The sequence below is a fragment of the Streptomyces sp. H27-C3 genome, from assembly GCF_030063415.1.
GTDB lineage: Bacteria > Actinomycetota > Actinomycetes > Streptomycetales > Streptomycetaceae > Streptomyces.
This window is the reverse complement of sequence record NZ_JASITA010000041.1, coordinates 1-21,754: the sequence shown is the minus strand read 5'-3', so window position 1 is coordinate 21,754 and position 21,754 is coordinate 1. Positions and strand designations below refer to the sequence as shown.

The 21,754-nt window shown below is 71.3% G+C and carries 20 protein-coding genes and 1 riboswitch; of the genes, 5 read left to right on the top strand and 15 right to left on the bottom strand.

Annotated features, from left to right (window positions below):
- Nucleotides 1-61: 61 nt before the first annotated feature.
- The 3 genes from QMK30_RS30880 to QMK30_RS30870 form a co-directional block, all read right to left on the bottom strand.
- Nucleotides 62-1,186 carry an Rv3169 family protein gene (locus QMK30_RS30880; RefSeq protein ID WP_283521671.1) on the bottom strand — a complete coding sequence of 375 codons (1,125 nt, stop codon included), beginning with the start codon at nt 1,184-1,186 and terminating at the stop codon, nt 62-64.
- Between the two features lie 477 nt (nt 1,187-1,663).
- A complete protein-coding gene (locus QMK30_RS30875) occupies nt 1,664-2,836 on the bottom strand; it encodes an acyl-CoA dehydrogenase family protein (protein WP_283521631.1) in 1,173 nt (390 codons plus the stop codon).
- A gap of 169 nt (nt 2,837-3,005) precedes the next feature.
- Entirely contained in the window at nt 3,006-3,635 is a 630-nt protein-coding gene (locus QMK30_RS30870) for a TetR/AcrR family transcriptional regulator (RefSeq protein WP_283521630.1), read from the bottom strand.
- A gap of 231 nt (nt 3,636-3,866) precedes the next feature.
- On the opposite strand from QMK30_RS30870, the gene QMK30_RS30865 reads away from it, so the two are divergent.
- Nucleotides 3,867-4,415, top strand: a complete 549-nt coding sequence (locus QMK30_RS30865; RefSeq protein ID WP_283521670.1) for a DUF6230 family protein — start codon at nt 3,867-3,869, stop codon at nt 4,413-4,415.
- Nucleotides 4,406-5,344 carry a DUF6114 domain-containing protein gene (locus QMK30_RS30860; RefSeq protein WP_283521629.1) on the top strand — a complete coding sequence of 313 codons (939 nt, stop codon included), beginning with the start codon at nt 4,406-4,408 and terminating at the stop codon, nt 5,342-5,344. The genes QMK30_RS30865 and QMK30_RS30860 overlap by 10 nt, the downstream gene beginning before the upstream one ends.
- 276 nt (nt 5,345-5,620) lie before the next feature.
- Here the strand turns inward: QMK30_RS30860 and QMK30_RS30855 are convergent, their stop codons facing one another.
- Entirely contained in the window at nt 5,621-6,964 is a 1,344-nt protein-coding gene (locus tag QMK30_RS30855; RefSeq protein ID WP_283521669.1) for a C39 family peptidase, read from the bottom strand.
- A 171-nt stretch (nt 6,965-7,135) separates the two neighbouring features.
- On the opposite strand from QMK30_RS30855, the gene QMK30_RS30850 reads away from it, so the two are divergent.
- Both QMK30_RS30850 and QMK30_RS30845 read left to right on the top strand, forming a co-directional pair.
- Entirely contained in the window at nt 7,136-7,783 is a 648-nt protein-coding gene (locus QMK30_RS30850) for a uridine kinase family protein (RefSeq protein WP_283521668.1), read from the top strand.
- Nucleotides 7,784-8,138: 355 nt separating this feature from the next.
- The gene (locus QMK30_RS30845) at nt 8,139-10,055 is read left to right on the top strand and encodes an AAA family ATPase (protein ID WP_283521628.1); all 1,917 of its coding nucleotides are present in this window, start codon (nt 8,139-8,141) and stop codon (nt 10,053-10,055) included.
- Between the two features lie 45 nt (nt 10,056-10,100).
- On the opposite strand, the gene QMK30_RS30840 is transcribed toward QMK30_RS30845, so the two are convergent.
- The 11 genes from QMK30_RS30840 to QMK30_RS30790 all read right to left on the bottom strand — a co-directional run bounded on the left by QMK30_RS30840 (nt 10,101) and on the right by QMK30_RS30790 (nt 20,304).
- A complete protein-coding gene (locus QMK30_RS30840) occupies nt 10,101-11,204 on the bottom strand; it encodes a hemolysin family protein (RefSeq protein ID WP_283521626.1) in 1,104 nt (367 codons plus the stop codon).
- Nucleotides 11,201-12,532 (bottom strand): hemolysin family protein, encoded by a 1,332-nt coding sequence (locus QMK30_RS30835; protein WP_283521625.1) that lies wholly within the window; start codon nt 12,530-12,532, stop codon nt 11,201-11,203. Before QMK30_RS30835 ends, QMK30_RS30840 begins: the two co-directional genes overlap by 4 nt.
- Before the next feature lie 181 nt (nt 12,533-12,713).
- Nucleotides 12,714-13,166: a PH domain-containing protein gene (locus QMK30_RS30830; protein WP_283521624.1), complete on the bottom strand. Its 453-nt coding sequence runs from the start codon at nt 13,164-13,166 to the stop codon at nt 12,714-12,716.
- 53 nt (nt 13,167-13,219) lie between these two features.
- Nucleotides 13,220-14,068 (bottom strand): ATP phosphoribosyltransferase, encoded by an 849-nt coding sequence (gene hisG, locus QMK30_RS30825; RefSeq protein WP_283521622.1) that lies wholly within the window; start codon nt 14,066-14,068, stop codon nt 13,220-13,222.
- A 58-nt stretch (nt 14,069-14,126) separates the two neighbouring features.
- Nucleotides 14,127-14,399 (bottom strand): phosphoribosyl-ATP diphosphatase, encoded by a 273-nt coding sequence (locus QMK30_RS30820; RefSeq protein ID WP_030584205.1) that lies wholly within the window; start codon nt 14,397-14,399, stop codon nt 14,127-14,129.
- 34 nt (nt 14,400-14,433) lie between these two features.
- Nucleotides 14,434-14,919 carry a 6,7-dimethyl-8-ribityllumazine synthase gene (ribH, locus tag QMK30_RS30815; RefSeq protein WP_283521621.1) on the bottom strand — a complete coding sequence of 162 codons (486 nt, stop codon included), beginning with the start codon at nt 14,917-14,919 and terminating at the stop codon, nt 14,434-14,436.
- A gap of 48 nt (nt 14,920-14,967) precedes the next feature.
- Nucleotides 14,968-16,257, bottom strand: coding sequence for a bifunctional 3,4-dihydroxy-2-butanone-4-phosphate synthase/GTP cyclohydrolase II (locus QMK30_RS30810; RefSeq protein ID WP_283521620.1), 1,290 nt, complete (start codon nt 16,255-16,257; stop codon nt 14,968-14,970).
- Nucleotides 16,254-16,907, bottom strand: coding sequence for a nicotinamide mononucleotide transporter family protein (locus QMK30_RS30805; protein WP_283521619.1), 654 nt, complete (start codon nt 16,905-16,907; stop codon nt 16,254-16,256). The genes QMK30_RS30810 and QMK30_RS30805 overlap by 4 nt, the downstream gene beginning before the upstream one ends.
- Complete coding sequence (locus tag QMK30_RS30800) at nt 16,904-17,512, bottom strand: riboflavin synthase (RefSeq protein WP_283521618.1); 609 nt, start codon at nt 17,510-17,512, stop codon at nt 16,904-16,906. Before QMK30_RS30800 ends, QMK30_RS30805 begins: the two co-directional genes overlap by 4 nt.
- Nucleotides 17,513-17,514: 2 nt before the next feature.
- Nucleotides 17,515-18,570: a bifunctional diaminohydroxyphosphoribosylaminopyrimidine deaminase/5-amino-6-(5-phosphoribosylamino)uracil reductase RibD gene (gene ribD, locus QMK30_RS30795; RefSeq protein WP_283521666.1), complete on the bottom strand. Its 1,056-nt coding sequence runs from the start codon at nt 18,568-18,570 to the stop codon at nt 17,515-17,517.
- Nucleotides 18,571-18,765: 195 nt separating this feature from the next.
- Nucleotides 18,766-18,896, bottom strand: a riboswitch (FMN riboswitch).
- A 226-nt stretch (nt 18,897-19,122) separates the two neighbouring features.
- Nucleotides 19,123-20,304 carry an ROK family transcriptional regulator gene (locus tag QMK30_RS30790; RefSeq protein ID WP_283521617.1) on the bottom strand — a complete coding sequence of 394 codons (1,182 nt, stop codon included), beginning with the start codon at nt 20,302-20,304 and terminating at the stop codon, nt 19,123-19,125.
- A 112-nt stretch (nt 20,305-20,416) separates the two neighbouring features.
- Here QMK30_RS30790 and QMK30_RS30785 point away from each other — a divergent pair, with 112 nt between their 5' ends.
- Nucleotides 20,417-21,631, top strand: coding sequence for an MFS transporter (locus QMK30_RS30785; protein WP_283521616.1), 1,215 nt, complete (start codon nt 20,417-20,419; stop codon nt 21,629-21,631).
- The last annotated feature ends 123 nt before the right edge of the window (nt 21,632-21,754 follow it).

Here is a 21,754-nt window from a genome sequence, read left to right as displayed (position 1 = left end):
GCCGGATGCCAGGAAAGGCCCCGAAGGGCCCGGCGGCCCCCGGGAGGCCCGCCGGCACCCGCTAGGGCGCCACCGAGTCGTAGCCGGTGAAGCCGCTGGGGTCGTGGCGGCCGAAGCTGCCGTGCTCGAAGATGCCGTGGCCGATGCGCCCGTCGAGGGTGAAGCGGGCGGCGTGGTCGGTGACGCCGTACGCCGCCATGGGGTGGGCCGCGGGGTCGGACAGGTCATAGGTGCGCCGGTCGGTCCAGCCACGGCCCATCCAGGTGCCGTGCTGCCAGTCGGTGGCGGGCGGGTAGCCGGCGCCGACGGCCAGCGGCGAGGAGTTCAGGATCTCCACGCCCAGCTCAAGTGGCTTGCGGGCGGGGTCGGTGAGGTGGATGACGGCGCTCTCCGGGTGGCGGGTACCCGGACGGTAGGTGATGTCGGCGTGCGGCCAGCCGAGTTGGACGTCGTGTTCGCCGTCGCGTACCAGGAGCGCCTCGTGGAGATTGCGGTGTCCGTCGGCGTCCTCCTGGGCGATCACCATCAGGAAGCGGTCGTCGAAGCGGACCGGGACCCAGAGCCAGTGGAAGCCCTCGGGGCGGTGCTCATCGGCCGCCCGGCCGCCGTCCTCGCCCGGGATCGGCCGCACACCCCAGCTGCGGTCGCGCGTCCCGGTCCACTCCCCCGGCGCCAGCGGTATCTCCTCGCCACCGGCGCGTATCACGCCCGTGGCGCCGCCCGCCTGGACGAATCGGCGCCCTTCGAGCATCAGGCGGTCGCCGCGCCGCTGGACGTGGTGCGGTTCCCAGACTGCGGGGAAGTCCGCGGTCCAGGTGATGTCGTACGACAGGGCGTCCGGGTTCTTCGGGTCGGCCTCGCAGTGCAGGGTGAAGCGGCGCAGCGGCTCGTCGACGGTGATGCGCAGCGGGCCGACACAGAGATTCATCCGGTCGTCGGTGAGCGCGTCGGAGGCACGGACGGCATGCAATTGATCACCGATGCGCAGCGTCGCGTAGGCGTCGATCACCCCGGTGTTGGGATAGACGCCGAGGCCCGCGATCAGCAGGGCGCGGCCGGTGTGGTCGACGAGGTGGAAGATGCACCGGTCGTAGGCGTTGCGATCGCCCGTCGCGACGTGCTTGATCGACAACGGGGCCTGGTGGATGGGGTATTCGTCGAGCGCGATGGGGCGGTCCTCGGCCACGGCGGTCCTCCTGGGCGCGGACGTGGGGCGTTCGCCGGCCACCGCGGCGTGCGCGGGGAGCCGCCGGACACCCCCTGGCGGGATGCGGCGCCACCAGATGGCGCGGCCCCCGGCGGCGGACATGACGGTACGTCAGAAACCACGTTCAGGGCCATACTCGTGTCACCGTCCGCCCACGGGACGGTCACGCCATGAACAGACGCTCGATTCGGCCGGACAATAACCCCGACGGCCTGCCGCAGTTGGCCAGGCATGACCCAGCTCTTCACCACCGCGATCGGTGACGGACGCCGGCGCCACGCGTCCCCCATGCCGGAAGAATCGGTTCCGCAGCCTGCCGATCCTCCTCTCTACCGCGCCCTCATGTACCAGTGGCACAGCGCGGGGCGGACCCTGCCGGGACGCCGCGACCCGGAGTGGGTCCGGCTCGTGGCGTCCCCCGGCTGGCCGGAGCCCGGGTGGAGCAGGCAGGGCGGATCAGCGGGACTCGGGCCCCGCTAGGTGGCGGGCGATGACCATGCGCTGGATCTGGTTCGTACCCTCGACGATCTGGAGCACCTTCGCCTCCCGCATGAAGCGCTCGACCGGGAAGTCCAGGGTGTAGCCGTAACCGCCGAGCACCTGGACCGCGTCGGTCGTCACCCGCATCGCCGCGTCCGTGCAGAACAGCTTCGCCATGGCGGCCTGCCGTGAGAACGGCCGCCCGGTGTCCCGCAGGCGCGCCGCCGCGAGATACAGGGCCCGGCCCGCCTCTATCTGGGTGGCCATGTCCGCGAGCATGAAGCGCAGGCCCTGGAAGTCCGCGATGGGCCGGCCGAACTGCTGCCTTCCCGTCGCGTACGACAGCGCCTCGTCCAGCGACGCCTGCGCCACGCCGATCGCGCAGGCCGCGATGCCCAGGCGGCCCGAGTCGAGCGCGGACAGCGCGATCGCGAAGCCCTGGCCCTCCTCGCCGAGACGGCGCGCGTCGGCCACCCGTACGCCGTCGAAGTGCAGCTGGGCGGTGGGCGAGCCCTTCATGCCCATCTTCTTCTCGGGCAGCGCCGCGGTCAGCCCCTCGGCGTCGCCGGGCACCAGGAATGCCGAGATGCCCCGGGCGCCCTCTCCGCCGGTGCGCGCCAGGACGGTGTAGAAGTCGGCGATCCCGCCGTGGGTGATCCAGGCCTTCGTACCGGTGATGATCCAGTCGTCCCCGTCGCGGACCGCCTTGGTGCTCAGCGAGGCGGCGTCGGAGCCGGAGGCGGGCTCGGAGAGGCAGTAGGCGCCGAGCAGGCCACCGCCCAGCATCGCGGGAAGGTGCTCGCGCTGCTGCTCCTTGGTGCCATAACCGGCCAGCGCGTGGCAGGCGAGGCTGTGGACGCTGACGCCGAGGCCGACCGTGAGGCGGGCAGCGGCGAGCTCTTCGAGTACCTGCAGATAGACCTCGTACGGCTGGTCGCCGCCGCCGTACTCGGCGTCGTACGGCAGGCCGAGGAGGCCGGACTCGGAGAGCAGCGAGAAGACGGGGCGCGGGAAGTGCCCGGCGTCCTCCTCCGCTGCCGCCTGGGGCGCGATGTCGCGCTGGATCATGTCGCGCACGAGCGCGAGCAGATCCCGGGACTCCTCGGTGGGCAGCTGTCGTTCCACCGGCTGCGGGGCACGGTCGGGCATTGCGGCGCACTCCTCCCTTTCGGGCACTGCGGCGGTCGCGCGCGCAGGGTGTGGCGGCGCCGCCGGGTCTCACTGCCAGGGCCGCTCCGCGTACTCCCGGATCACGGAAGTCGCTGGCCAGCGGCTGTGGCGGGTTGAGTATGCCCGATGGAAGGGTTTCCGTCACGGGTCATGGGACGACGGCCGGCGCCGGGCACTCGGGGACCAGCTCCCCGATCGTACGGAGAGTGGAGCGCAGCAGCAGCACGAGCAGCTCGCGCACCTCGTCGCGGTCCAGCTCCTGGTGGCCCAGCCAGTCCAGGGTGACCCCTTCTACGCCGGTCATCCAGCTGATCAGCGCCAGTCGGGCGATCAGCGGGATGTCGCGGCGGCCGTAGGCACCCACCGCGATGGTGGCGATCAGCTCCTCGCGCACCGCGTCGCGGATCGCCTGGACCTGGGTGTCGAAGCCGACGCCGCCGGTGACGATCGTGCGGTACGCCGCCTGGTTGTGCTGGGCGTAGCGCAGGTAGCCGTCCATGGTGCGCTGGACACGCCGGGTGGGCGGCAGGTCGGTGTCACTGCCGGCCCGCGCGACCAGTTCGGCCACCGACTCCTCGACGATGGCGAGGTAGTAGCCCCGCTTGCTCTTGAAGTAGTAGTAGATGAGGCCCTTGGCGACACCCGCGTGCCGGGCGATGTCGTCCATCGACAGAGCGTCGTACGACGTGTCGGCGAACAACTTCCTTCCGGTCGCGATGAGTTCGGCGCGGCGCAGCTGGGATCGTTCGGTCGATCCGCGCTGTTGACTAATATTCAAATTCGGCCCTAGTCTCCAACTGCCACAGGATCCCCGCAGTATGACAGACCTGCCAACTCCAGTCCCGCGTCGTCCTGTCGGCGGTTTCGAACGTGCTTTGAACGTGCTTTGAACGCATCTCCACGCACTCCCCCTGCGCACCGGACGACGTACGGGAGGAACACAGTGAGCGCAGCAAAGCGGCCTACTGCCGAGGGCAGAACGGCCTGGAAGAAGACCGCGGTCGTCGCGATGCCGGCGGTGTTGGCGGTCGGGGTGATGGCTTCCATGATGGGCGAAGGCGCGCTGGCCGCGTCGTTCGCCGTCTCGGGCACGAGTTTCCAGGTGGCGTCGGGAAAACTGTCGAGCCAGGGGCTGTCCAGTTACGTACAGACGGACCGGTCGGCGGACGGCAAGGGCCATCCCGTCGCGCTGCTGGGCATCGGCGACGCCAGGCTCAGCGACATCTGCCAGGCCGCCGAGGTCGAGACACCCGTCGGCAAGGTCGTCTTCAAACTGACCGCGGGCGGCAAGGCCGGTGAGGTGACGGCCAGCAGCCTGGTCATCGACGCCGAGGACCTGGTCGGCGACGCCCGCTTCGGCACGGCGGAGATCGGCCGGGACGCCTCGACGCTCGACCAGGTGCCGGGTGTGAAGGGCGAGGCGGGCAAGTTCGGGCTGCAGGCCGGGGACATCGAGGTCGCGGGCGTGAAGTCGCACGCCTGGTCCGCGACCGGCGGGAACTTCCGGCTGAAGGGGCTCAGCATCGGTGTGAGCCTGGACGGCAAGAAGTGCTTCTGACGAATCCGGTCAGGGGCCGGCTGGAGAAGCGACTCCCGTACCCCGACGAGCGGCGCCGCCTGCGGGCCTGGCGGCGCACCCGGCCGTTCTGGGGCGGGCTGCTGCTGATGCTCGGCGGCGTCGAGCTGCTGCTCGTGCCGCTGTCGCCGCTGACGGTACTGGTGAGTCTCGGGCTCGGCGGCCTCGCGGCGATCGGCATCGGGCTCGCGCTGATCGCCGCTGGGCTGTTCTTGTGGTTCCTGCCGCACACCCGCCACTACGTGAGCATCAACGCGCTGCTGCTCTCGGTGCTGTCCTTCGCCGCGACGAATCTGGGCGGGTTCCTGATCGGGATGGGGCTGGGGATCGCGGGCAGCGCGATGGGCTTCGGCTGGACACCCGCCTCTGACGAGCAGGAGGAGCAGGAGCGCACGCCGCCGCACGACGGGCAGGGGTCACGGACGCTCGCGGCCGCGCTGCCGGTCGTGCTGCTGGCCGCGCTCGGCGGCGGTCCAGTGCAGAAGGCGCCGGAGGCCGGCTCCGTCCTCGCGCCCCGCACGGCGCCGACCGTGACCACCACCCGCTTCGCCCCGGACGGCTTTCTGATCGCCGGGGTGCGGGAGGTCCCGACGGTCGACGGCCCGGTGAAGGCGATGGTGCTCAAGATGCGGTCCGCGTCCCTCTCCGACTACCGGCTCAAGACCCGCGACGGCCACGACGAACTCGCCCTCGGCGCGGACACCCTGGACCTGAGCGGCAATGTGACGCTCTACCTCACCAAATTCAGCGGATGCCTCCAGGGGATCCTGTGCCTCACCTTCACCCCGGACGGCCTGCCGGTGCCTCCCGTCGTGCCGCCCTTCGTCTTCATGACCGATGTCAGCGCCGAACAGGCACTGGTCACCTCGGACCTGATCGTTACCGACGGGCTGACGCTGGAGGCGTCGTGATCCAGATCCAGGCGGCGCTGTTCTGGTCGTACGCGATCGGGGCGACCTTCGCCCTGTCGGCGGGGCACCAGCTCCAGTGGTGGGAGCGGTCCGTACGGGGCGAGGGCCCACGGACACGCAGCCGCGCCGCCGATCCCTATCTCGCGCTCACCCTGCTCTTCGCAGCGTGCCTGATGGTCCCGACCGGCCTCTTCCCGCTCTGGCAGAACCCGTCCTGGGCCACCATGCACCCCGGGGTACATGACGTTGGTCACGCACTCCGGGGCCTGCCCCGGCTCAGCGAATGCCCACGGCCCCCAGAGCCCGCTGCTGAGCACGTTTCGGGTGGGCGGGCCAGTAGACGTAACAGACGCCGCCTGTGCCGGACACCACTTTCCCCGCCGCGTTGTAGCGCTTGGTCCTGAGCCAGATGTTCTCCCACTCGCGCCGGTTGTAGACGCGGCGTACGGCCTGGTTGTTCGGGGATGCCGGGTCGTTCGCGATCACATCACCGTCCGGGGTGAAGCCGATGACCGTCATCAGATGCCCCGCCGTGCCGTAGCCCGCGCCCGTCAGCTCCTTCTCCAGGAAGGACTGCGACGTTATGGCCGGGATGCCCGCGCGGACCAGGGTCTCCAGGTCGCTCAGGGAGTGGAGCCGGGTGACGACCGCGCTCATGTCCTTGTACGTCGCGGCGTACGCGGCGTTGAAGGGCCAGTTGCCGCAGCCGTCGTACTGGTAGTCGAAGGTGTAGCGCGCCGCGTGACAGACCTGCGGATCATCGAATGCGGGGTTCACCCAGGCCAGGTCGCGTGCGGTGGGCTCGCGGCCCCAGTACTCGATGATCATCTGCGAGGAGGTGGGGCTGCACCACGCCTCACCGCCGTTGTCGTACTCCGGGTACTGCCCGATGTGCGTGTTCTGCGAGTAGCGCGGGACGACGAGCTCCCGGCCGGCCCCGGGCGTGGACGCAGGGACGGTGAAGCGGTCCGGGATGTCCGAGGCCATCGCGCCGACCCGCCAGACGGCCGGTGTGAGCCGGGTGCCGGGCTTGCGGTGCAGCGTCAGCCGCAGCTGGTACGAGGCCAGGCGCAGGCCGCCCGCCGGGTTGTCGATGGCGAAGGTGTCGGTCCAGACGCTGCTCCTGTCGTCGCTCTGGTCGTCGATGGAGGTGCGCTTGATGTCCGCGTCACCGGCGGCCCAGCGGCCCATCACATACCAGGGCGTCTTTCCGCCGTCCGAGTACGTGCCGCGCAGCTCGACCGTCAGCCAGGTGCCGGCCGGGGTGCGCGCGTTCCAGGAGGCGATGACCTCGGTCGCGGGGACCGTGCACCGGTGGACCTGCGAGGTCCAGGTCGCGCTCTCCCAGGTGGAGGTCGTGCCGGTGTGCGGGTCGGTGTACTCGGTGCGGCCGGACGGCGTGGCGATGACCAGAGATGGCCGGCGGCCCGCCACGACCTTGGTGCCCGCGTCGGCGCCGCTGCGCCAGTCCCGGTAGGTGGACCAGAAGCGGTTGTCGACGAGCGGGGTACGTGCGGCGGCGCCACCGGAAGGTGAAGCGGCGGCGGATGCCGCGGCCGCACCCGCCGCCGCCGCGACTGCGGCGGCGAGAACGGTTCGGCGCGAAGCGGATCTGGTCATGGTCATGGACCCCCAAATGGGATGCGGATGGCACGACAGTGGGCCAACTATGGCCGGTTCCGGCGGACTTCTGCCAGCACCTGACGCCGCGTGGTTCCCACCAATATTGGTTTGGACCACTGGTGTGACCTGCGAGGCGCCCCGGTCCGGGATGGTCCTAGGGTGGACAGAGTGGAACACCTCGACCGGCTCGCCGCCCAGCTGACCGCACTGCCGCCCTCCTGCGGCCCGGTGCGGCTGGTCGCCGTCGACGGGCACGCGGGCTCGGGCAAGAGCACCTTCGCGGCCCGGCTCGCGGCGGCGCTTGGCGACGCCCCCGTACTGCATCTCGACGACGTGGCCACGCACGAGGAGCTCTTCGCCTGGACCGGGCGGCTGCGCGAGCAGGTGACCGGACCGCTCTCCCGCGGCGAGAGCGCCCGGTACGCCCCCTACGACTGGTCGCTGCGCCGCTTCGGCCCGGCGCGCCTTCTGGACCCCGCACCGGTGGTGCTGATCGAGGGTGTGGGGGCGGGGCGCGAGGCACTGCGCCCGGATCTCGCGTGGCTGTTGTGGATGGATCTGGACGCGCGGCAGTCCTGGGCACGGGGGCGGCGAAGGGACGGATCGGCCCAGTCCGGCTTCTGGGACGGGTGGACAGCGGCGGAGACGCGCCATTTCGCGGCCGACCCCTCCCGGCCGTACGCGGATACGTTGGTACAGGAGGGGCAGGAGGGGCAGGAGGGGTACAAGTGGCGCCGTGGGCCCTCCGCGACAGCGCGGCCGACCCTTTTGGTCACTGCGCGTGACCACCTGCCCCCGCCTTCCGGAACGGCTTGAAAACCGCCCCCGGGAGTGCCTCAACTCCGCTTGACCCGGGAGGCGTACAGGTCTTACGTTCTCAATGTACGGCTCTTCGGAGCCGCCGTAGACGCGAAGCCCCCGGTTGTTCCCCCGTGATCGGGGGCTTCGTTCTGCCCCCGCAGCCCCTGTCGGGCCGCCCCGTGGCGTCATTCGCTCACCCTCGGTCACCGTGTGCGATCGACCTGCGCCACCCTTGGGCCGTAGCTCTCTGCACAGGTACGATGCCCTTCGGTGCGGTCAAATCCCGTCCGCGGCACGGCGGTTCTGAGACCTGGTTCTGCGACCTGCCGACGGGCGCCGGCCCGGCGGCACATCACGGGGGGCACAGTTTGTGGTGGACGTGACGGACTTCGGCACGCAGGGTGTGAACGCCCCGGCCGACCTCGCCTGGCTGCGCGGCGTCGATGCCTACACGATGGGCGGATATCCGCAGGCGGAGGAGGAGTTCAGAGCCGCCGTGCGGATGGACCCCGGCATGGCCGACGGCTGGCTGGGGCTGCACGCGCTGCGCGTCGACACGACCACCGCCCTGCTGCGCATGTACCGCCACCGCGAGCGCTTCGGTGAGCAGCGCGCCCGGCACCGTCACACCATCAACTCCTGGTACTGGCTGGGCTGGTGGGTCCAGCCCGTGCTGGAGAGCCCGCGCGATCTGCTGCTCGCGCACGCCTCGCACTGGCTCGACGGCCGCCATGTGCCCGAGCTGGACCGGGCACTGGCGGGCCTGCCGCCGGTGGACGCCGATCCGCAGGTGCGTTTTCTGCACGCGTGCCGCGCGTATCTGGTCAAGGACTGGGAGCAGCTCGTACGGCACACGGACCCGCTCGTCGACGACCCGCTGCTCGGCATCGAGACGGGGCTCTTCGGCGGCATGGCGCGGGTGCGTCTGGAGATGTACGGGCAGGCCGAGCCGATGCTGTCGGCCGCCCTGATGCGCTGCCGCAGCGAGCAGCCGCAACGCAAGGAGCTGCGGTACTGGCTGGCCCGCGCGCACGAGGGCACCGGGCGCAGCGCCGCCGCGCTGCCGCTCTACCGGGCCGTGCACCGGGTCGACCCGGCGTTCATGGACACCTCGGCGCGGCTGGCGGCCATCGCCGAGGGGGACGGGTACGAGGACTCCACCGACTTCGCCGCCATGTCGCTGGCGGGGCTCGGCCAGGACACCGCGGACGCCACGGGTGACGCGGACAGTTTGATCGGCCCGGACGCGCCGGAGGGCCGGGACCTGCGGCTCGGCGACGGGGTGCAGACGCCGCTCGGAGGCGCGGTCTCGCCGGTCACGGGTGATGGCGTACGGGGGAAGGCGGTCATCCCGGTGCGGGCGGCCGTGCCGTCCTTCCCGGCCGGTTCGGCCGACCCGGCGCTGCTCGCCGAGGCGCTCGCGGAGCTGGAGCGGATGGTGGGCCTCGACCCGGTGAAGCGCCAGGTCAAGGCGCTCTCGGCGCAGCTGAACATGGCTCGACTGAGGTCCGGCGAGGGCCTTCCCGTGCAGCCACCGAAACGTCACTTTGTCTTTTCCGGGCCGTCCGGCACCGGCAAGACGACCGTCGCCCGGATCCTGGGGCGGGTCTTCTACGCGCTCGGGCTGCTGGGCGGCGACCATCTGGTGGAGGCCCAACGGTCCGACCTGGTGGGCGAGTTCCTCGGCCAGACCGCGGTCAAGGCCAATGAGCTGATCGACTCGGCGCTCGGCGGGGTGCTGTTCGTCGACGAGGCGTACAGCCTCTCCAACACCGGTTACAGCAAGGGCGACGCGTACGGCGACGAGGCCCTTCAGGTGCTCCTCAAGCGCGCCGAGGACAACCGGGACCATCTGGTCGTCATCCTGGCCGGATACCCGGAGGGCATGGACCGCCTGCTGGCGGTCAATCCCGGGCTCTCCTCACGCTTCACCACCCGCGTCGACTTCCCCAGCTACCGCCCGCTGGAGCTGACCGCCATCGGCGGGGTGCTGGCCGCCGAGAACGGTGACGTGTGGGACGAGGAGGCGCTGGAGGAGCTGCGCAGCATCAGCGGACACGTCGTCGACCAGAGCTGGATCGACGAGCTCGGCAACGGCCGGTTCCTGCGCACGCTGTACGAGAAGAGCTGCGCGTACCGGGACCTGAGACTCTCCGGCTACCCGGCCACCCCCACCCGCGACGACCTGTCCACGCTGCGGCTGCCGGATCTGATGCAGGCGTACGGCGAGGTGCTGTCGGGCCGCGGTCCGGTGGGGCGCGGCAAGCAGGAACCGCCCCTGCTGTGACGGCCGGTGCGCGTGACCCGGACGGGGCACGCACACCGGCCGACGTCACCCGACCAGGGCCACCTGATCGGCGGCGTTCCCCACTGCCGGAGTGGTGTCCCGGGGCAGCCGGGGCACCACCACCCGGTGGGCGGGATCGCGTACCTCTCCCACCAGCATCTCCAGGACGTCCTCCAGCGCGACAAGGCCGAGCACCCGCCCCGATCCGTCCGCGACCTGCGCCAGATGCGTCGCGGCGCGCCGCATCACGGTCAGGGCGTCGTCCAGCGGCAGCTCCGCACTGAGAACGGCCATCGGACGCCAGATCCGCTGGGGCACGGCCCGCCCGGTCTCCTCCAGGTCCAGTACGTCCTTGACGTGCAGGTAGCCCATGAAGGCACCGCCGTCGGCGCACACCGGGAAGCGCGAGTAGCCGGTTCTGACCGTGAGCTCCTCGATCTCGCGGGGTGTGACCGAGGCGTCCACGGTGATCAGGGAGGCCCGGTCGAGCAGGACGTCGGTGACCAGGAGGCTGCCCAGTTCCAGCGCGTCCTCCAGGCGTTCCTGCTCCCCCGGCTCCAGCAGTCCGGCCTGCCCCGAGTCCTCGACGAGGCGGTTCAGCTGCTCACTGGTGAAGACCGACTCGACCTCGTCCCTGGGCTCGACGCGGAACAGCCGCAGCACCAGACGCGCACACGCGCCGAGCCCCGCCGTCACCGGGCGGCACAGCCGCGCGAAGCCGACCAGGCCGGGGCTGAGCCACAGTGCGGTCTTCTCGGGAGCGGCCATGGCGAGGTTCTTGGGGACCATCTCGCCGATGACGAGGTGCAGGACGACGACCACGACCAACGCGATCATGAATCCGAGGGGATGAATCAGCCCTTCGGGCAGGTGCACCGCGTGGAAGGCGGGCTCCAGCAGACGCGCGACGGTCGGCTCCGCCACCGCGCCAAGCGTCAGCGAGCAGATCGTGATGCCGAACTGCGCCGCCGCCATCATCTGCGGAAGGCGCTCCAGGCCGTGCAGGACTTTCCTGGCGCGTGCGGAGCCGCCGGCCGCGAGCGGTTCGATCTGGCTGCGGCGTACGGAGATGAGCGCGAACTCGGCGCCGACGAAGAACCCGTTCGCCAGGACCAGCAGCACGGCGAACAACAGGTGCAGCACGTTCATCGCACAACCTCCGGGACCTGCACGGTACGGACAAGACGGACCCGCTCGGCGCGGTGGCGGTCCACCTGCCGCACGCACAGGCGCCAGCCGGGCAGTTCGGCCCGGTCCCCGGGGGCGGGGATGCGCCCCAGCAGATCGGCCACAAGACCGGCCACGGTCTCATACGGGCCATCGGGGACTTCGAGGCCGATGCGCCGCAGGCCGACGACCCGGCAGCTGCCCTCGGCCTCCCAGGCTGCCTGGCCGTCCTCGGCGGGCACCGCGGCGAGCTCCGGCCGCTCGGCGCCCTCGTCGTCGTGCTCGTCCCTGACCTCTCCGACGAGCTCCTCGACAATGTCCTCCAGGGTGACGACCCCGGCCGTGCCGCCGTACTCGTCGACGACGACGGCGATCGGCTGCTCGCTGCGCAGCCGGTCGAGCAGCTGCTGGACGGGCAGGGTCTCGGGCACCAGGAGCGGCGGGACCGCGACCCGGTACACCGGGGTCCGCAGCCGCTCGTCCACCGGCACGGCGAGCGCGTCCTTGAGGTGGACCATGCCCACGATCTCGTCGATGCGCTCCCGGTAGACCGGGAAGCGGGACAGGCCGGTGGCCCGGGTGAGGTTGAGGACGTCCGCCGCGGTCGCGGAGGACTGCAGGGCGCTGACCTTCACCCGCGGCGTCATGACGTGCTGCGCGGTGAGCCCGCCGAGCGAGAGGGCCCGTACGAACAGATCGGCGGTGTCCTGTTCCAGCGTGCCGGCCAGCGCCGAGTGGCGGGCGAGCGAGACGAGTTCTCCCGGGGTACGGGCGGATGCCAGCTCGTCGGTGGGCTCGACGCCCAGCATCCGCACGAGGCGGTTGGCGACGGAGTTGAGGAGGGAGATCACCGGCCGGAAGACGGTCGAGAACAGGTACTGCGGGCCGGCGACGAATCGCGCGACCTGCAGGGGCCTGGAGATCGCCCAGTTCTTCGGGACGAGCTCGCCGATCACCATCTGGACGGCGGAGGCGAGCAGCATGCCGACCACGACGGAGATGCCGGACACGGCGCCCTCGGGGACGCCGACGGCGGTGAAGGGGCCTGCGAGGAGGTGGGCCAGCGCGGGCTCGGCGAGCATGCCGACCACCAGGGAGGTGATCGTGATGCCGAGTTGGGTGCCGGAGAGCTGGAAGGACAGCTCGCGCAGCGCGGTGACGACGGTACGGGCCCGCCGGTCACCCGCCGCCGCGGCGCGCTCGGCGTCCGGCCGCTCCACGGTGACCAGGCCGAATTCGGCGGCCACGAAGAACCCGTTGGCGAGGATGAGGAGGAAGGCTGCGGCGAGCAGCACTAGCGGGATGGTCATGCCGCCGACTCCGAAGAGGGGGCGGCGCAGGTACTACCGGACGATCCGTCCATTGCTGGAGGGAGTCACTCCTTGGGTCGCAGGTGCCCCGCGGCCCAGGTGCGGCCGTTCGGTGCGGGGCGGGGCGCTCTCGGCGCCACAGTCAACAGAGTAATCATTGGTGCGGCGAGCCGGGTGGGGCTCAGTCGGCGTGTGTGCCCGAGCCGCGGGATTCCGCCAGGGCGCGCAGCGCGCGGGCGTCCCGGATGGCCTGCTCCTTGGCGATGCCGGGCTGGATGCCGAGGGCCGGCAGGCTGGTGCCGTCGCTCAGGTCGAGGAAGACCCAGGCGTCGCCGGGACGCAGGTTGACCTTCACGATCTCGGCCCACTCCAGCCGGCGCCTGGTGGTGAGGTTGACGACCGTGACCCCAGCCTCGTCGGCCTCCACCTTGGGGCGGCTCAGCAGCAGCATGACGCCGAAGAGCAGCAGCGCGGTGAAGATGAAGCTGACCCGCTCCCCCGGCGACAGGGTTTCCAGGAGCAGTGCGATCGCCGTGATGACGGCGAACATCGCCGCCCCGACGGTCAGCAGGACGGCCCGGGTGCGGGTCGGCCGGAACGTGACCGGCAGGATGGGGAGTTCGGGGTGTGACACGGTGGCCGGATTCCTTCGGGCGGGGTGGAGCGGGGGCGCCGGGCGTACCTCGGTCAGAGACGGCAGGCGTGGATGGCCGTGGTGAGGATGGCGCGGGCGCCGATCTCGTACAGGTCGTCCATGACGCGCTGGGAGTCCCGGGCGGGGACCATCGAACGGACCGCGACCCAGCCCTCGTTGTGCAGCGGCGAGATGGTCGGCGACTCCAGCCCCGGGGTGAGGGCGACGGCCGCTTCGAGGTGCTCGGCGCGGCAGTCGTAGTCCATCATCACGTAGCTGCGGGCCACCAGGACGCCCTGCAGACGGCGCAGGAACTGCTGCACCTTGGCGTCTTCGGCGGGGGCGCCGGTGCGGCGGATCACGACCGCCTCCGACTTCATGATCGGCTCGCCGATCACTTCGAGGCCCGCGTTGCGCAGGCTGGTGCCGGTCTCCACGACGTCCGCGATGACCTGGGCGACGCCCAGCTCGATGGCGGTCTCGACCGCGCCGTCAAGGTGCACGACGGCGGCGTCGATGCCGTTGTCGGCGAGGTGCTTGGCGACGATGCCCTCGTAGGAGGTGGCGACGGTCATGCCGCCGAAGTCCTGGACGCCCTGGGCGGTGCCCGGCCGGGTGGCGTACCTGAAGGTCGAGCGGGCGAAGCCGAGCTGGAGGATCTCCTCGGCACTGGCCCCGGAGTCGAGCAGCAGGTCGCGTCCGGTGATGCCGATGTCGAGCTTGCCGGAGCTCACATAGATCGCGATGTCCCGCGGCCGGAGGTAGAAGAACTCGACCTCGTTCTCGGGGTCGACGAGGACGAGCTCCTTCGACTCCTTGCGCTGCTGGTAGCCGGCCTCATGGAGCATCGCCGACGCAGGTCCGGAGAGGGAGCCCTTGTTGGGAATGGCGATGCGCAGCATGAGGTCAGGTCCTTCTGTGCGGAGGGAGTTCTCGGGTGGAGGGAACGGGTGTACGGGCTCAGAGATGGGCGTAGACGTCGTCGAGGGAGATTCCGCGGGCGACCATCATCACCTGGACGTGGTACAGCAACTGTGAGATCTCCTCGGCGGCGGCTTCCTTGCCCTCGTACTCGGCGGCCATCCAGACCTCGGCGGCCTCCTCGACGACCTTCTTGCCGATCGCGTGCACTCCCTTGCCCACCAGTTCGGCGGTACGGGAGGTGGAGGGGTCGCCTTCGGCGGCCTTGAGCTGGAGCTCGGTGAAGAGCTCTTCGAAGGTTTTGTTCGCCATGATGGTCCTAGGGTAAGGGGTGGCCCGGGGCGACTCAGCGCCAGGGTTCGGCGACGGTGCGCAGCGTGGTCGCGGTGGCGACGGCGGCGGTCACGGCCTCGTGGCCCTTGTCCTCGGTGGAGCCTTCGATTCCTGCGCGGTCCAGCGCCTGCTGCTCGGTGTCGCAGGTCAGCACGCCGAATCCGATGGGAACCCCGGTGTCGACCGAGACCTGCGTCAGGCCCATGGTGACACCCTGGCACACGTACTCGAAGTGCGGTGTGCCACCGCGGATGACGACGCCCAGTGCGACGATCGCGTCATAGCCCCGGCCCGCGAGGACCTTGGCGACGACCGGCAGCTCGAAGCTGCCGGGGACGCGCAGGACGGTCGGCTCGTCGATGCCCAGCTCGTGCAGGGCGCGCAGGGCGCCGTCGACGAGGCCGTCCATGACCTTCTCGTGCCACAGGGCCGCGATCACTGCCACCCGCAGGTCTCCGCAGTTCTTCACGCTCAGTACGGGTGCGCCCTTGCCGCTCACAGCTCTCCTCGGTGCTCGTGCTTACTCATGACGGTGTGCTGGTGGTGGTTACTGGTTTCCGCAGGTGGACACGGCCGGGTCCAGCCAGGGCAGGTCGTGCCCCATCCGGTCCCGCTTGGTCCGCAGGTACCGCAGATTGTGCTCGCCCGCCTGGACCGGCATGGGCTCGCGCTGGGTGACCTTGAGCCCGTGTCGTACGAGCGCGGCGGTCTTGTCCGGGTTGTTGGTCATCAGCCTGAGGCTGTGTACGCCGAGATCCTCCAGAATCTGCGCGCCCGCCGCGTAGTCGCGGGCGTCGGCGGGCAGCCCCAGTTCGAGGTTGGCGTCCAGGGTGTCGCGGCCGAGCTCCTGGAGTTCGTACGCGCGCAGCTTGGACAGCAGCCCGATGCCGCGCCCCTCGTGGCCGCGCAGATAGACCACGATGCCGCGGCCGGCCTCGGTGATGCGCTGCATCGATGCCTCCAGCTGGGGGCCGCAGTCGCAGCGCTGCGAGTGGAAGATGTCGCCGGTCAGGCACTCGGAGTGGACCCGGACCAGGACGTCATCGCCGTCGCCGATCTCGCCGTGGACGAGGGCGACATGCTCGACGCCGTCGACGGTGGAGCGGTAGCCGTACGCCGTGAACTCCCCGAAGGTGGTGGGGAGATGGACCGTGGCCTCGCGGCGGACGGTGGGGTCCGAGGTGCGGCGGTACGCGATCAGGTCCTCGATGGAGATGATCGTCAGGCCGTGCTTGCGGGCGAACGGGATCAGCTCGGGCAGTCGCAGCATGACCCCGTCCTCACCGGCGATCTCCACGATCGCGCCGGCCGGGCGCAGGCCGGCGAGCCTGGCCAGGTCCACGGCGGCCTCGGTGTGGCCGTTGCGGACGAGTACGCCGCCGGGCTTGGCGCGCAGCGGGAAGACATGGCCGGGGCGGACGAAGTCGCCCGCGGCACTCTCGCCGCCCGCCAGCAGCCGCAGCGTGGTGGCGCGGTCCGCGGCGGAGATGCCGGTGCTCACGCCGTGCGCGGGGCTCGCGTCGACGGAGACGGTGAACGCCGTACGCATCGACTCGGTGTTGTTCTCCACCATCTGGGGGAGGTCGAGCCGCTCCAGCTCGTCGCCCTCCATCGGGGCGCAGATCAGGCCGCGGCACTCGCTCATCATGAAGGCGACGATCTCGGGGGTGGCCTTCTCGGCCGCGATGACGAGGTCGCCCTCGTTCTCCCGGTTCTCGTCGTCCACCACGACGACGGGACGGCCCGCCGCGATGTCGCGGATCGCTCGTTCGACCGGGTCGAGAGCGAGGTCCTCGACGTTGTCGGTGCTGTACCAGGTGGGCAGGGCAGTGGTCATGCTGCAGCTCCTTCCAGGGCGGGCCGCACGCTCGCACGCGAGCGTTGCCACCAGTCGTAGGCACCCCAGAGGACAAGGGCGAGGTAAACGACGTACACGAATCCGGAGAAGGCCAGTCCGCTGTTGAAGGCGAGCGGTACGCCGACGAGGTCGACCAGCAGCCAGGCGAACCAGAACTCGACCAGGCCACGAGCCTGGGCGACCATCGCGACGAGCGTGCCGACGAAGATGTACGCGTCGGCCCAGGGGCTCCAGGACAGCGACGGGTACAGGGTGAAGAGCCCGCCGACTGCGAGAGTGCCCACGACCGCCGCGGCAACCAGCAGGCCGCGCTCGCGCCAGGTGGCGAAGCGGACGGCGATCGACCCGTCCTGGGCCTGCTGCCTGCCGCGCTGCCACATCCGCCAGCCCCACAGGGCGACGCCGATGACCAGCAGCTGCTTGCCGACGCCGCCGCTGAGGTTCGCCGAGGAGTACGCGGCGACCAGGATCACGCCGGACAGGAACTGGGCGGGCCAAGTCCATATGGAGCGGCGCCAGCCGAGCGCGAGCGCGATCAGGCCGATGGTGTTGCCGATCATGTCGGACCACATGATGTGCTGCCCGAAGGCCGTGAAGGCCTCGCTGTTGAGCCAGGAAACGCCGCTCACTTCACGGTCTCCTTCCGGTCCGCGCCGAGCAGCCGCTCGACGTACTTGGCGAGTACGTCCACTTCGAGGTTGACCGGGTCGCCGGCCTTCTTGATGCCGAGCGTGGTCAGGGCAAGGGTGGTGGGGATGAGGCTGATGGTGAAGTGGTCGGCTCCCGCGTCGACGACGGTGAGGCTCACCCCGTCGACGGTGATCGAGCCCTTCTCCACCACATAGCGGGAGAGGTCCGCGGGGAGCGAGACCTTGACGATCTCCCAGTGCTCGGAGGGCTCGCGGCCGACGATGGTGCCGGTGCCGTCCACATGGCCCTGGACGAGGTGTCCGCCGAGGCGTCCGCCGAGCGCCATGGGGCGCTCCAGGTTGACGCGCGAGCCGACGGCGAGCGCGCCGAGGCTGGAGCGCTTCAGCGTTTCGGCCATCACGTCCGCGGTGAACTCACCGTCCCCGAAGTCGACGACGGTGAGACAGACACCGTTGACGGCGATGGAGTCGCCGTGCTTCGCGCCTTCGATGACGACGGGGCCGCGCAGGCGGAAGCGGGAGGCGTCGCCGAGGTTCTCGACGGCGGTGATCTCACCCAGTTCTTCGACGATTCCGGTGAACACGCTCAGCGCTCCTTCGGTGTGGCAGTGATACGCAGGTCGGGGCCGATGCGGACGGTCTCGGTCACATCGAGCCGCAACGCCTCGGTAAGGGTGGTGATTCCGGCGTCGCCGAGGGCGGCGGGGCCCGCGCCGAGCAGCACCGGGGCGATGTAGCCGGTGACGGCGTCGACGGCGCCTGCCGCGACGAAGGCCCCGGCGAGCGTCGGGCCGCCTTCGAGGAGCACGGAGACGACACCGCGGGCGTGCAGGGCGGCGAGCAGCGCGGGGATGTCCAGGCCGGTCGCGGTGCGCGGCAGCCGCAGCACATCGGCGTGCGGCAGATGCCCCGTGTCGGCGTCGTCCGCCACCGCGATCAGGGTGGGCGCGGCATCGTCCAGGACGCGGGCGCCGGGCTTGACGGCGGTGGCTGAGGTGTCGACGACGACGCGCAGCGGCTGGGCGGCGCCCTCGATGCCGCGGACGGCGAGGTGCGGGTCGTCGGCGCGCATCGTGCCGGAGCCGACGACGACCGCGTCGGCCTCGGCGCGCAGCCGGTGGACGTCGGCGCGGGACTCGGCGGAACTGATCCAGCGGCTGGTGGAGTCGGCGGCGGCGATCCGGCCGTCCAGGGTCGCGGCGTACTTCCACCGCACGTGCGGCCGGCCGCGCCGTACGGAGGTGAGCCACGCGGCATTGCCGGCCTCGGCCTCGGCGGCGAGTAGGCCATCCTGGGTCTCGACGCCGGCCGCGCGCAGGGTGTCGCCACCACCGGTGGCCTGCGGGTTCGGGTCGCCGACGGCGTACAGGACGCGGGTGATTCCGGCGGCGATCAGCGCCTGGACGCAGGGGCCGGTGCGGCCGGTGTGGTTGCAGGGTTCGAGGGTGACGTAAGCCGTGCCGCCGCGGGCCCGCTCGCCCGCTGCCCGCAGTGCGTGGACCTCGGCGTGCGGGCCGCCCGCCCGCTGGTGGAAACCCTCGCCCGCGAGCTGCCCGGACGCGTCGAGGACGACACACCCGACGACCGGGTTGGGACTGGTGAAGCCGAGCCCGCGCGCAGCGAGCTCAACGGCTCGGCGCATGGCCTGTTCATCGGCTGCGGCTCGGGTGGCCACCGGGTCCTCCTGCCTTTACGGGGCACGGACTCCGGGGCCTGTCAATGACGACAGAAGAACGGGAACACCACTGGTCGGAGACGGCGACACCGAGGCCGGAAATACGGATCGCCCGTGGGACGAAACGCCGACAGCGGCGTACCGAAGACCTGTGAGGGCCCGCCGCGCACTGCCTCCCATCCGGACTTTCACCGTCGGTACAGGAATTTCACCTGTTCAACCGGTCACTGGAGGTGACCGGGTCGCGGACTATAACCGCCGGTTCGGAATTACACCGACCCCGGAGTGCGCTGCTACTGGTACATGGCCAGTCTGCCACGCCTGATCGTCGGCCATACATGAACCACCTGTGGCCTGGCTCACACGGGCGGCCTGTGGTGTGCGCGCACCGGAGGGCGGGGTACTAGTCGGAGGTGGGCACCCGCGGGCACTCGATGCCCGTCGGCCCCCACGACCGGCGCCCGGCGGCGGGCACCCGGCCCTTGCCGTCGCCGGGTCCCGGCCGGGCCGCCCGGCGGGTCACCCGGCCCCGGGGGCGAACACATCGTCCTGGGCCGCGTCCCTGGCCGTCAGCAGCGCCCCCCGCAGCACCGCCCCGTCGCCCAGTTCCCCCGCCCGCACCTCCGTGCGCAGCGGCGAGAGCCCGGCCAGCCGGTCGGCCACCCGGTCGGCCAGCGCCGCGCCACCCGCGTGACCGATCTCGCCGCCCAGCAGGACGCAGCCGGGGTCGAGGACCGCGGTGACGGCCGCCGCCCCGATCGCGAGGCGCTGGGCGAGCGCGTCGAGGAGGGGCTCGCCGTGCGGGCCGGCTGCCAGGGCGGCCCGCACACCGGCCGCCGCCGAGGTTCCGCCGTCCGTCTCGATGCCGCTCCGCAGGGCGAGTTCGGCGACGGCGGCGCCCGACACCAGGGAGTGGAAGCCGCCGTCGCAGCCGGTGGCCGAGGGCAGCCCGACGGTGCCGGGCACCGGCAGGAAGCCGATCTCGCCCGCTCCGCCGGAGGCCCCGCGGCGGAGCCTGCCGTCCAGGAAGAGGGCCGCGCCCACCCCGTGGCCGAGCCAGAACAGTACGAAGGTGTCGCGGTCACGGGCCGCGCCGAGCCGCTGCTCCGCCACGGCCGCGAGGTTGGTCTCGTTCTCCACGAGCACGGTGGCCGGCAGGCGTTCCCGCAGGGCGGCGACCAGTCTGCGGTGCCAGGCGGGCAGCCCGGTGGTGTCGCGCAGCTCACCGGTGGCGGGGTCGATCAGCCCCGGCGCGCCGATGCCGACGCTGTGCAGCCGCTCCGCGCCGGCCCGGCGGGCGGTGCGTTCAAGGAGCGCCACGGCCTGTTCCACGGCCGGGCCGGTGCCGGTGCCGGTGGCGTTCTCGTCGATCGGCAGGGTCGCCTCGGCGAGGGTCGTGCCGAGCAGATCCGCGACCACGACGGTGACGCCCCGGGTCCTGACGTCGAGCGCGGCGAGATGCGCCCGGTCGGCCACGATCCCGTACAGCCGGGCGTTGGGCCCGCGCCGCTGCGCACCCGCTTCGCCCACGACCGTGATGAGGCCGGAGCTCCGCAGCCGCTCCACCAGGTCGGCGACGCTGGGGCGGGACAGTCCGGTGAGTTTCTTCAGCTGTCCTGCCGTCAGTGGCCCCTCGTCCTGGAGCAGTCGAAGGGCGGACCGGTCGTTGATGGCCCGGGCAGTGCTCGGTGATGCGGGCATGCCACGGATCCTCTCAGATTTGTTCCACCTATTTATCAGGCAGGGTTCCTGATAGTTTACGGCCGCACGCTGGACGAACGGGCGGAACAAGGATCGGGGAGGGCGCGGACGTATGGCAGGCGAGAAGGTCTTCAGTCAGCAGCAGTTGAGGCAGGCACGGATCGCCGTGGCCGCCGTCTTCTGTGTGCACGGCGCCGTCACAGGCAGCTTCGCCACCCGGATCCCGTGGATCGCGGACCACGCGTCGGTCGGCGCGGGACAGTTGGGCCTCGCGCTCGCCTTCCCCGCCATCGGCGCCTCGGTGGCGATGCCACTGGCCGGTGCGATCAGTCACCGCTTCGGGGCACGCACCGCGCTGCGCGGGCTGCTCACCCTGTGGACGCTCGCGCTGGCCCTGCCCGCACTCGCACCCAATCTGCTCACCCTGTGCGCCGTTCTCTTCGTGTACGGCGCGACGGCGGGCATGTCGGACGTGGCGATGAACGCCCTGGGCGTCGAGGTCGAGAACCGACTCGACCGGTCCATCATGTCGGGGCTGCACGGCATGTGGAGCGCGGGCGCACTGATCGGATCGGCCGCCGGGACGGTCGCCGCCCATCTGGGCAGCGACGCCCGGCTGCACCACACCCTCGCCGCCGCCGCACTCACGGTGCTCGGTCTGGTCGCCTGCCGGCACGTACTCGACCTGCGCAGCACCCCCGACGAGGTGACTCCGCCGCGCTTCGCGCTGCCGCCGAAGTCGGCGCTGGCCATCGGCGCGATCGGCTTCTGCGCGGTCTTCGCGGAGGGCGCCAGCCTGGACTGGTCGGCGGTGTATCTGCGGGACGTACTGGAGACCTCGCCGGGTCTCGCGGCCGCGTCGACCACCGCCTTCGCGCTGACCATGGCCGTGGCACGGTTCGCCGGGGACAAGGTGGTCGACCGATTCGGTCCGGTCCGCACGGTCCGGGTGGGCGGCGTCACGGCGACCATCGGCGGCGCGCTGGTCGTGCTGGCCCCCCATCCGGCGGTCGCACTGGCCGGTTTCGGGCTCGTCGGGCTGGGCGTCGCGGTCGTCGTTCCGCTGGCCTTCGCGGCGGCCGGCCGCAGTGGGCCCAACCCGAGCCAGGCCATCGCGGGCGTCGCGACCATCACGTACACGTCCGGGCTGATCGCCCCGTCGGCGATCGGCGCGGTCGCCGACGCGACCTCGCTGGTGGTGTCCTTCGGGCTGGTCACGGTGCTGGCGTTCGGCCTGGTGGTGGGGGCGGGTGTACTGCGCTCGGCCGGCCGCACGAGCGTGCCGACCGGCGTGGCGGAAGAGCCGGTTCCCGACCCACGGCCGTAACGACCTCACCCGCGATTGACAGTGGGAGAAGGAGCGACGTCTGGGGCCTTCGAATCCAAGGCGGAGGAGGGAGTGATGGCGGAGCCATCGCGACTGACGACAACGCCGGAGGCGGAGGTCCCA

Coding starts and splice junctions, on each gene's coding strand:
- QMK30_RS30875 (WP_283521631.1), bottom strand. CDS start 2,836: ATGCCCGACCGTGCCCCGCAGCCGGTGGAACGACAGCTGCCCACCGAG.
- QMK30_RS30865 (WP_283521670.1), top strand. CDS start 3,867: ATGCCGGCGGTGTTGGCGGTCGGGGTGATGGCTTCCATGATGGGCGAA.
- QMK30_RS30855 (WP_283521669.1), bottom strand. CDS start 6,964: ATGACCAGATCCGCTTCGCGCCGAACCGTTCTCGCCGCCGCAGTCGCG.
- QMK30_RS30840 (WP_283521626.1), bottom strand. CDS start 11,204: ATGAACGTGCTGCACCTGTTGTTCGCCGTGCTGCTGGTCCTGGCGAAC.
- QMK30_RS30835 (WP_283521625.1), bottom strand. CDS start 12,532: ATGACCATCCCGCTAGTGCTGCTCGCCGCAGCCTTCCTCCTCATCCTC.
- hisG (WP_283521622.1), bottom strand. CDS start 14,068: ATGCTGCGCATCGCCATTCCCAACAAGGGCTCCCTCTCCGGACCTGCG.
- QMK30_RS30820 (WP_030584205.1), bottom strand. CDS start 14,399: ATGGCGAACAAAACCTTCGAAGAGCTCTTCACCGAGCTCCAGCTCAAG.
- QMK30_RS30810 (WP_283521620.1), bottom strand. CDS start 16,257: ATGACCACTGCCCTGCCCACCTGGTACAGCACCGACAACGTCGAGGAC.
- ribD (WP_283521666.1), bottom strand. CDS start 18,570: ATGCGCCGAGCCGTTGAGCTCGCTGCGCGCGGGCTCGGCTTCACCAGT.
- QMK30_RS30790 (WP_283521617.1), bottom strand. CDS start 20,304: ATGCCCGCATCACCGAGCACTGCCCGGGCCATCAACGACCGGTCCGCC.
- QMK30_RS30785 (WP_283521616.1), top strand. CDS start 20,417: ATGGCAGGCGAGAAGGTCTTCAGTCAGCAGCAGTTGAGGCAGGCACGG.